The 10,927-nt window shown below is 74.3% G+C and carries 3 protein-coding genes and 1 pseudogene; all 4 read right to left on the reverse strand.

The genetic code is table 11. From position 1 onward, the window contains the following. On the reverse strand, positions 1–3,530 hold a 3,530-nt coding region (locus tag ACOJTC_RS26220; RefSeq protein ID WP_420118890.1), incomplete at its 3' end, for a beta-ketoacyl synthase N-terminal-like domain-containing protein. Further along, positions 3,530–4,060, reverse strand: a complete 531-nt coding sequence (locus tag ACOJTC_RS26225) for a nuclear transport factor 2 family protein (protein ID WP_420118891.1) — start codon at positions 4,058–4,060, stop codon at positions 3,530–3,532. The genes ACOJTC_RS26225 and ACOJTC_RS26220, both read right to left, overlap by 1 nt. Next, positions 4,057–9,249 (reverse strand): annotated as a pseudogene (locus ACOJTC_RS26230) (SDR family NAD(P)-dependent oxidoreductase); the annotation flags it as partial. The pseudogene ACOJTC_RS26230 and the gene ACOJTC_RS26225, both read right to left, overlap by 4 nt. 131 nt (positions 9,250–9,380) lie before the next feature. Next, the coding region (locus tag ACOJTC_RS26235; protein ID WP_420118892.1) for an SDR family NAD(P)-dependent oxidoreductase at positions 9,381–10,927 on the reverse strand (1,547 nt) is incomplete at its 5' end.

Raw genomic sequence — 10,927 nt, forward strand, 5'->3', positions numbered from 1 at the left:
TACCCACCACCACCCGCAACACCACCCACCACATTCGCCCGGTTCACGTCCATCCCGTTGCCGGCCACCTCGAGCAGACCCGAGCGCAGCTCGTCGCCCGTACCCACCACGACCGCCCGGGCATCGAACACCGACCGCAACCCCAGCGAGAAGGCGATGTCCACGTCGGTCGAACCGCCGAGCGCGTCCGCCAGTCCGCCCGCCACCGCACGCAGCCCCGCCTCCGACCGGGCGGACAGCACCCACGGAACCACCGCAGCGGGCACCGGAACGTCGGACGGCGTCGGTTCTGCCGGTGCCTCCAGGATCACGTGCGCGTTGGTCCCGCTGATCCCGAACGAGGAGACGGCGAACCGCCGTGGGCGGCCGGTGTCCGGCCAGGGGGTCGGTTCGCGCAGCAGCGCGACGCCGCCCGTCGTCCAGTCGATCCGGGGTGAGGGCACGTCGGCGTGCAGGGTCCGGGGCAGTGTGCCCCGTCCCATCGCGCCGATCATCTTGATGACGCCGCCGATGCCGGCGGCGGCCTGGGTGTGGCCGATGTTGGACTTCAGCGAACCGAGCCACAGCGGCCGGCCGGGCGGCCGGTGCCGACCGTAGGTGGCCAGGAGGGCCTCGGCCTCGATCGGGTCGCCGAGCCGGGTGCCGGTGCCGTGGGCCTCCACGACGTCGACGTCCTGCGTCGTGAGGCCGGCGACGTCGAGCGTCTGCCGGATGAGGGCTTCCTGGGCGGCACCGTTGGGGGCGGTCAACCCGTTGCTGGCCCCGTCGGAGTTGATCGCCGAACCGCGGAGCACGGCAAGCGGCCGGTGTCCGTTGCGACGGGCGTCGGAGAGTCGCTCCAGCACCAGCACGCCGGCCCCCTCGGCCCAGGCGGTGCCGTCGGCGTCGGCGCCGAACGCCTTGCACCGGCCGTCGGGGGCGAGGCCACGCTGCCGGCTGAACTCGACGAACATGCCCGGGCCGGCCATCACGGTCACGCCGGCGGCCAGCGCGAGGGTGCATTCCCCCTGCCGCAGGGACTGGGCGGCGAGGTGCATGGCGACCAACGACGACGAGCAGGCCGTGTCGACGGTGACGGCGGGTCCGGCGAGACCCAGGGCGTAGGCGATCCGGCCGGAGACGACACTCACCGTGCCACCGGTCAGCCGGTAGCCGTCCGAGCCCTCGCCGGTGGCGTCGAGGCGGGGTCCGTACTCCTGGTCGGTGGCGCCGACGAAGACACCCACGCGGCTGTCGGTGAGGCTGAGGGGGTCGATGCCCGCGCGTTCGATGCCTTCCCAGGACACCTCCAGCAGGACGCGCTGTTGTGGGTCCATCGCCGCGGCTTCGCGGGGGCTGATGCCGAAGAACTCGGCGTCGAAGGCCGCCGCGTCGTGCAGGAAGCCGCCGTGGCGGGCGTAGGAGGTGCCGGGCCGGTCCGGGTCGGGGTCGAAGAGGCGTTCCAGGTCCCATCCCCGGTCGGTCGGCAGCGGGGTGATGGCGTCGGTGCCCTCGTCGACCAGCCGCCACAGGTCCTCCGGGGAGCGGACGCCGCCGGGGTAACGGCAGGCCATGCCGACCACCACGACCGGGTCGTCCGTGGTCGGTGCCGTCACCGGTGGCCGTGGTGGCGCAGCGGAATCGCCGGTGGGTTCCGCGCGCAGGAACTCCGCGAGGTCGGCGGGCGTGGGGGACCGGAACGTCAGGCCGGTGGCGAGTTGCCGGCCGGTGGCGGTGCTCAGCCGGGCGGTGAGGCTGGTGACGCCCATCGAGTCGAGCCCGAGGTCCTCGAAGGTGCGGTGCGGGTCGACCGCGTCACCTGTCGCGTGTCCGAGTTCCGCCGCCACGGTGGCACGGACCAGGTCGAGGGTGTCCGGGGCCGGGCCGCCCGGCGCGGTCGGCGCGGGGACCTCCCCCACCCAGTACCGCTCGCGGGTGAACGCGTAGGTGGGCAGGTCGACGTATCCGGCCGGGTCGGGTTGCAGGTCGGCCAGCCAGGCGGTGCCGGTGTCGGTGTCGGCGCGACCGGCGGCGATCGCGGCCAGCGCGTCGCGGCGTCCGGCGGCCTCGGGTGCGTCGATGACGGCGTGGTGGGCGAACCGTGTCCTGGTCAGGGCAAGGGAGCGGCCGACCGCGTCGGGGTCCGCGTCGGGGTGTTCCTGGAGCCAGGTGATCAGGGCTGCGGCCTGGGCCCGCAGGGCCTGCGGCGTCGGGGCCGAGATCAGCCAGGGCACGGGCGGGCCGGGCCGCGCCGGCGGCCGGTGGATGGTCGACGGGGGCGCGTCGGTGAGGACGAGGTGGCAGTTCACCCCGCCCATGCCGAAGGAACTCACACCGCCGAGCAGCCGCCCGTCGGCCAGCCACGGTTGCAGGGTGGTCTGTACCCGCAGTCGCAGGTCGTCGAGCGGGATCTCAGGGTTCGGCCGGGTGAAGTTGAGGCTCGGCGGTAGTTGGCGGTGCCGCAGGCTCAGCACGAGCTTGAGCAGTCCGACCACTCCGGCCGCGCCTTCGAGGTGTCCGACGTTGGTCTTGGCCGAACCGACCAGCAGCGGCCGGTCGGCCGGGTGGTGGCGGCCGACGGCCGCGCCGAGCGCCCGGGCCTCGATTGGGTCACCGACCCTGGTGCCGGTGCCGTGCAGTTCGACGTACTGCACGTCGGCGGGGTCGACGCCGGCCTGTCGGTGGGCCTGTTCGATGACCTCCCGTTGGGCGTCCGGGCTGGGCACGGTGAACTGGTGGTCGCCGCCGTCGTGGTTGACCGCGCCGCCGAGGATGACGGCGTGGATCCGGTCGCCGTCCGCGGCCGCCCGGGACAGCAGTTTGAGCACCACGACGACGCCGCCTTCGCCACGGACGTAGCCGTTGGCCCGTTCGTCGAAGGTGTGGCAGCGCCCGTCGGGCGACAGGCCGCCGAAGCGGGCCGCGCCGAGGGTGGTCTCGGCTCGGATGGCGATGTTGACGCCGCCGGCGATGGCCGCAGTGGACTCACCCCGGCGCAGGCCCTCGCACGCCTGGTACACGGCGACGAGGGAGGACGACTGGGCGCTGTCGACGGTCGTGCTGGGTCCGCGCAGGCCGAGGAAGTGCGATACGCGGTTGGCGATGATGCCGCGGCCGGTGCCGGCGAGGGCGTGCTGGTCGACGGCCTCCGGGTCGGCCTGCAGCACCAGCGTCGCGTAGTCGTCCCACATCGCTCCGACGTGGACGCTGGTGGCGGTGTCGCGGAGCCGGGCGGGCGGGATCCTGGCGTCCTCCAGGGCCTCCCAGCTCAGTTCGAGCAGCAGCCGCTGCTGCGGGTCCATGGCCGCGGCGGCGCGGGGCGGGATGCCGAAGAAGTCGGCGTCGAAGGTGTCGATCGTGTCGAGGAACGCTCCGAAGCGGTGCGGCAGCGGGGGGCCGGGCCAGCGTCCGGGTGGTGCCTCGCCGACCGCGTCGAGCCCGTCGGTGAGCAGACGCCAGAAGTGGCGGGGGGTCGGGGCCTTCGGCAGGCGGCAGGCCACCCCGATGACGGCGACGGGTTCATCCGCCGTGCTGCCCGTACCGGCCGTCATCACGGTGCCGGGCGGGTCGGGGCGGTGGCTGCGGTTTGCGCCGGGCGCAGCGGTGGGGGTGCCGACATGTGCACCGTCCGGTGGGCGATGCGCCAGCGTGTCCCCTCGCGGCGGAGCCGGTCCACGTAGTTGCCCAGCCGGCGCAGTCCGAACTGCCCGTCGGTGTAGAGGCCGGTCACCGTGACGATCGAGTACACCTCGGCGGTGGTCGGTCCGAGTGCGGTGATCAGGAGGTTGGACGTCACGTGCCGGAACATCACGCCGACCTCGTCGCGGGCGTGGTTCCACTGGTAGCTGAAGCCCATCATGATCTGCTCCGGGGTGGTGAGCACGCTGGGGTAGCCCTCCGGGGGTGGGTCCATCTGGAAGACGGCGTCGGCGGTGTAGAGGGTCCGGAGCGTGTCGAAGTCGCCGGCGTCCAGCAGCAGTCCGGCGGCGACCACCACGTCCTGGATGGCGGCCCGGTCCCGCAGCGCCCGGGCGTCGAGGAGTTCGGTCTCGCCCGGGTCCAGCCAGTCTGATCTGCTCATGACGTCCCTCCCGCGGCGCTGACGCGCCGGATTCCGTCCAGCCATGTCCACATGGCGGCAGCGGTGCTGTCGGCGTACTCGCCGACCATCGTGCAGTGGTCTCCCGGCACCTCACCGGCCTCGTGGTCGCCCGGCCACCGGGAGCGCCAGTCGCCGGTGACGGGCGGCTCGTCCGGCGATCCGGGTACCGGCTGGAGGGGGCGCAGGAACAGGGTGCGGGTCCGCACCGGTTCGGGTCGCCAGCCGCGGAACATGCGGCGGTAGCTGCCGAACGTGGTGAGGGACGTGAAGTCCGGGGTGGCGAAGGTCGCCCGGCGAACGACCAGTTCGTAGTTCATGGCGCGCCGCAGGGCCGGGGACATGCCGTCGGGCGGATAGGTGTCCAGCAGGACCAGGGCCAGCGGTGGTGTCCCCGCCTGCTCCAGGGCGTGCGTCACCGCGTGGGCGAGCCATCCTCCCGAGGAGTAGCCGAGCAGGACGGGCGCCTGGTCACCGGGACGTCCGAGGACGTAGCGGGTGAGCACTCCGACCAGTGCCTCGACGGTCGTGGCCAGGGGGTCGCCGGTGCGGAACCCGGGTACCGGCAGCACCGAGAGGTTCGTGCGGCCCTGGAGGTAGTCGGCCAGCCGGGCGAACTGGATGGCCGCTTCGACGGGCGCGAACGGCGGCACGGCGAACACCGTCGGTCCCTGTTCGCCACGGGCCAGGTCGACGAGGGCCGCGTCGGGGCCGAAGTCGGCGGCGGAGTCGAACGTCTCGCGCAGCGCGGCCGCGCCGACGCACAGCGATTCGATCGCGTTCATGTCGCCCCGCAGGGCGAGCCGCCGGTAGATGTCGTGCAGACCGCCGTCGGCGGGTGCGGTGGCGTTCGCGGCGTCACCGCGCAGCAGTGCCAGCAGGTGGTCGGCCAGGGCCAGCGGGGTTTCGTGGTCGTAGATCAGGCCGGGGGGCAGCGGCAGGTCGGTCACCTTGGTCAGTCGGTCGCGTAGCGCGACGGCGCGTAGCGAGTCGAAGCCGAGTTCCCGCAGCGGGCGGTGCGGTTCGACGGAGTCCGGTGAGGGGTGGCCCAGTTCGGTGGCGATCTCCGCACGGACGGTCCGCAGCAGCAGGTCGGTCTGCTGCTGACCGGACCGGGCGGCCAGGCGGGTGCGCAGGTCCGTCCGGGCGGGCCGGTCGGTGGCTTCCGACGGTGGTGGTGCCAGTTCGGTGATCAGGGGGCGGGGGCGGGCGGCGGTGTAGGTGGCGGCGAAGCGGGGCCAGTCGATGTCGGCGATGACCGGGACCGGGTTCGTGGTCGCGACCGCGCGGGACATCGCCTGGAGGGCGGTGTCGGGTCGCATCGACCGTACGCCCCGCACGGCGTAGTGGTCGCCGGCCCGTTCGGCCATGCCCGGCCCGGCCCATGCTCCCCAGGCGATCGAGGTGGCGGCCCGCCCCCGTGCCCGTCGGCGCTGGGCGATGGCGTCGAGGGCGGCGTTGGCGGCGCTGTACCCGGCCTGGGAGCCGCTGCCCCAGATCCCCGCCGCGGAGGAGAACAGGACGAACGCGTCGAGGTCGTCGTCGCCGGTCAGCGCGTCCAGTACGGCGGCGCCGGCCACTTTGGCGTCGAGTGCCCCGGCGAGGTCGGTCACCTCCGTCTCGGTGACCGTCGCGGGCGGCTGGGGGGTCGCGGCGGTGTGGATGACGGCCCGCAGCGGTCGTCCGGTGGCCCGTAGTCGCGCCAGCAGGGCGGCCATCGCGGCCCGGTCCCGCACGTCGGCCGCCACCACGGTGGTCTCGACGCCGGTCGCGGCGAGGTCGTCGAGCAGGGCCGCGATGCCGGGTGCCCGGGGTCCCCGCCGGGACAGGAGGACCAGGTGTTCGGCGCCGGCGGTGGCGAGCCAGCGGGCGACCTGGCCGCCGAGGCCGCCGGTGCCGCCGGTGACCAGCACGGTTCCGTTCGGCCGCCACGGTGTCGCGGCGGCCGGGGCACTCGCCCGGACGAGCCGGCGGACGTGGCGTCCGCCGGGGCGCAGGGCGATCTGGTCCTCACCCGGGTCGAGCGCCAGCAGGCCGGGCAGCGCGGCGAGGTCGGCGTCCGACGGTGCGGCGGGCAGGTCGATCAGGCCACCCCAGCGATCCGGCTGTTCGAGGCCGATCACCCGGCCCAGGGCGGCGACCGCCGCGCCGGCGACGGTGGTGACGGGTTCACCGGCGACGGACGTCGCGCCTGCCGTCACGTACCACACGGGTGCGGGGATGCCGGCGTCGGTGAGGGCCTGGGCGAGGGTCACCGACCTGGTCAGTGCGGCCGGTTCGGTGTCCGCGCCGTCCGGGAGCCACAGGATGCCCGCCGGCTCGGTGGGCAGGGCTGTCAGCCGGGCCGCCAGGGCCTGTCGTGTCGCGCCGTCGTCGGTCAGCCAGGTGACGGTCATCCCGGCCGTGCCGCAGGCGGTCGACACTCGGTCGGCCAGTTCCGGGTCGGCCGCGACGAGCAGCCAGGTGCCGTCGGGGCCATGGGTCGGCTGCGGGGCGGTCAGGGGTTCCCAGCGGATCTCGTAGTGCCAGTCGTGCCCGTCGGCGGTGGGGCGCGGGGTGGACGCCGGGGTCGGTTCGGGCCAGTAGCGGCGTCGTTGGAAGGCGTAGGTGGGCAGTTCGGCCGGGGTGCCGGCCGGGTGCGGTGGGACGACGGCCGCCACCGGCCCGCCGTGGACGAACAGGTCCGCCATGGCCTGGTCGACGGTGGCGGCCTGGTCGGTGTCGCGGCGTTGGAGGGGCACGACCGCGCGGCGCGGGGCCGGCGGCAGGCACTCGCGGACCAGCGTGGACAGCACCGCGTCGGGGCCGGCCTCGACGTAGGTGGTGACGCCGGCGGCGTCCAGTGAGCGCAGGGCGTCGGCGAAGCGGACGGTGCGGCGTACGTTGTCCAGCCAGTACCGGGCGGTGGCGAGTTCCGTGCCGGAGGTGATCCGGCCGGTGGTGGCGGAGACGAAGGCGATGGCGGGCTGGCCGAACGTGACGCCGGACAGCACGTCGGCGTACCGGTCGAGCATGGGGTCGATCGCAGCCGAGTGGAACGCGTGGGTGACCGTCAGCCGGGTGGTCCGCCAGCCGCTGGCGGTGAACACCTGCTCGGCGGCGCTCACGTCGGCGTCGGTGCCGGACACCACCACCGACGACGGGGCGTTGACGGCGGCGACGTCGACGGGCCGGTCGAGGGTGCCCAGTGCGGTGAGCACGTCGACCTCCCCGGCGCGGACCGCGCTCATGACGCCGCCGGGTGGTAGTTGCTGCATGAGGGAGCCGCGGGCGGCCCCCAGGGTGGCCGCGTCCGGGCGGGCGAGCACTCCGGCGACGTGGGCGGCGGTGATCTCGCCGAGGGAGTGGCCGAGCACGTAGTCGGCGGTGTGGCCGAACGACTCGTACAGCCGGAACAGCGCGACCTCGACGGCGAACAGCGCGGGCTGGGCGTAGCCGCTCGTGTCCAGCTCAGCGGCGTGGGGGGTGGCCGGGGCCGCGAACACGACGTCGCGCAGGGGGATCGGCAGCGTGCTGTCGAAGTGCCGGCACACCGCGTCGAACGCCTGGGCGAAGGCGGGGAACCGCTCGTACAGGTCGCGGCCCATGCCGGGTCGTTGCGCGCCCTGCCCGGTGAACAGCACGGCGGCGCGGACGGTGCCGCGACGTCCGACGTGGACGGCGGGGGTGGGTTCCCCTGCGGCCAGGGACCGTAGCGCGGCGAGCCGGTGCTCGCGGTCCTGGCCGGTGACGACGGCCCGGTGGTCGAACAGTGTCCGGTGGGCCGCCAGCGTGTGGGCCACGGCGGGGTCTCTCAGGTGCGGGTGGGTGGTGAGGTGGGCGTGCAGCGTCGCGGCCTGGGCGCGCAGTGCGGCGGTGCCCTTGGCGGACAGGATCCACGGGTGGTGGCCTGCCGGTTCGTCGGTGGCCGCGGGCGGGTCGGTCGCCTGTTCGAGGACGACGTGGGCGTTGGTGCCGCCGATGCCGAAGGAGGACACGGCGGCGCGGCGGGGCCGGCCGGTGTCGGGCCAGTCCCGGTGGTCGTGCAGGAGTTCGACCGCGCCCTGCGTCCAGTCGACGTGTGACGACGGTGGTGTCGCGTGCAGGGTCGCCGGGAGCTGGCCGTGCCGTATGGCCTGGACCATCTTGATGACGCCGGCCACGCCGGCGGCGGCCTGGGTGTGGCCGATGTTCGACTTCACCGAGCCCAGGTAGAGCGGCCGGTCGGGGGGTCGGTGCCGGCCGTAGGTGGACAGCAGCGCCCGGGCCTCGATCGGGTCGCCGAGGCCGGTTCCGGTGCCGTGTGCCTCGACGACGTCCACGTCGGCCGGGGAGATTCCGGCGTTGGCCAGTGCCTGGACGATGACCGCCCGTTGGGCGGCGCCGTTGGGTGCGGTGATGCCGTTCGACGCGCCGTCCTGGTTGGTCGCGCTGCCGCGTACCAGGGCCAGCACCGGGTGACCGAGCCGGTGCGCGTCGGACAGGCGTTCCACCAGCAGCAGGCCGGCTCCTTCCCCCCAGCCGATGCCGTCGGCGTCGTCGGCGAACGCCTTGCAGCGTCCGTCGGCGGCGAGGCCGCCCTGGCGGGCGAACTCCCGCAGCGGGGCGGTGGTGCCCATCACGGTGACGCCGCCGACGAGGGCCAGGTCGCACTCGTGGGCGCGCAGCGCGCGGACGCCGAGGTGCAGTGCCACCAGGGAGGAGGAGCAGGCCGTGTCCACGGTGACCGCCGCTCCGGTCAGGCCGAGGGTGTAGGCGATCCGACCGGACAGCACGGACAACGAACTGCCGGTGACCGCGTCTCCTTCGCGGACGCCGTCGGCGCCGGTGGCGCTCGGGGCGTAGCCGGTGAACGCGGCTCCGACGATGACGTCGGTGCGGCTGCCGCGCAGCGTGGTCGGGTCGATGCCGGCCCGTTCGACGGCCTCCCACGCCGATTCGAGCAGCAGGCGCTGCTGCGGGTCCATGGCGAGCGCCTCGTTCGGTGAGATGCCGAAGAACTCGGCGTCGAATCCGCTCGCGTCGTGCAGGAATCCACCCAGGTTGGGTCCGACGTCCAGCGGGGCCCATCCCCGGTCGGTGGGCAGGGTGGTGACGGCGTCCGTGCCGGCGGCGACCAGGTTCCACAGCGAGTCCGGGGAGTCGACGCCGCCGGGGTAGCGGCAGGCCATGCCGACGATCGCCACCGGCTCCAGGGACCGGGCCTCGACCTCGGCGAGCCGCTGGCGGGTGTGCTGGAGCTGGGTGGCGGTCTCGCGGAGGAAGTGGCGGAGTCGCTCGGAGTTGGTCACGGACCCTCCTCGGCTGGTGACGGTCGGCCGGCTCACGAGATCCCGAAGTTCTCCTGGAGGTAGGAGAACATCTCGTCGTCGCTGGCGGTGTCGGACAGCGATCCGTTCGCCGCCGCGCCGGCCGTCCAGTTCGCTGTCAGTTCGGACAGCCGGGCGGTCACCCGGGCCCGGGCCTCGGCGGTGAAGGCGGTGGTGTGCAGGTTGGCCTCCAGCCGGTCGAGGTCGGCGAAGATCGCGTGCGACGGCGGGGGTTCGTTCTCGGGCAGCAGCGCGTGGCGTATCTGTCGTGCCAGCAGCTGCGGGGTCGGGTGGTCGAACACCACGGTGGTCGCCAGCCGCAGGCCGGTGGCGGCGTTGAGCCGGTTGCGCAGTTCGACGGCCAGCAGGGAGTCGAAGCCCAGTTCCCGGAACGGCCGGTCGATGTCGATCGCCTGCGGCTGGGCGTGGCGCAGCACCCCGGCGGCGCGTTCCCGCACCAGTTCGGCCAGGAGGTGTTCCTGGTGCGCCGGTTCGTGGGCCGCGAGCCGTTCCCGTAGCCGGGCCGCGCGGTCCGCGCCGTCGCGGTCGTCGTCGGCTTCGACGAAGTTCTCCACGAACGTGCTCGGGCGCAGTGAGGTGTAGGCGGAGATGAACAGCGACCAGTCCAGGTCGGCCACGACCACGGTGGTGTCGCCGCCGGCGACGGCCCGGCCCATCGCGGTGATCGCCGGCTGCGGGGCCATGGCGCGGACCCCGACGAGGTCGAACAGGTCGCGTAGTTCGTCGGGGGTCGCGGTCAGTCCGGTCTCGGTCCAGCCACCCCAGGCGATGGCCGTCGCGGTCCGGCCGCCGGCACGACGGCGGCAGGCCAGGGCGTCGAGGTGGGCGTTGGCGGCGCTGTAGGCGGCGTGTCCGGCGCCGCCGAGCACGCCGGACAGCGACGTCATCAGCACGAACGCGTCCAGGTCCGCGTCGGCGAGCAGGGAGTCGAGGTGTTCGGCGCCGCGTACCTTACCGGCGACCACCTCGGCGAACTGGGCGGTGGTGAGGTCGGTGGTGAGGGTGTGGCCGCCGCTGACACCGGCCGCGTGGATGACGGCGCGCAGCGGGAGGTCGTCCGGGACGCGGCTGAGGGCAGCGGCGAGGGCCGTCCGGTCGGCGGTGTCGCACGCCTCGAAGGCCACGGTGACGCCGCAGTCGCGCAGGTCCTCGGCGAGGCTGTCGGCTCCCGGCGCGGTGGCACCCCGGCGGCTGAGCAGGACGAGGTGCCGGGCACCGTTGCGGGCGGCCCACCGGGCGATCCGGGAGCCCAGGGCGCCCGTGCCGCCGGTCACCAGGACGGTGTCCCTCGGTTGCCACCGGAGACCGTCGGGGCCGGGTGCCGGTGCCCGTACCAGGCGGCGGGCCAGCACCCGGGAGTCGTCCACCGCGACCTGGTCCTCGCCGGTGCGACCGGACAGCACGGTGGGAAGGTGGGCCAGGGCGGCTGCCTGCGGAAGTGGGGGCAGGTCGGCCAGGCCGGCCAGCAGTCGCGGGTGTTCCTGGGCCACGGCGAGGCCGAGACCCCACAGTTGGGCCTGTGCGGGGTCGGGTGTGCCGG

It is taken from the genome of Micromonospora sp. (assembly GCF_048594385.1).
GTDB lineage: Bacteria > Actinomycetota > Actinomycetes > Mycobacteriales > Micromonosporaceae > Micromonospora > Micromonospora wenchangensis.

Coding starts and splice junctions, on each gene's coding strand:
- ACOJTC_RS26225 (WP_420118891.1), bottom strand. CDS start 4,060: ATGAGCAGATCAGACTGGCTGGACCCGGGCGAGACCGAACTCCTCGAC.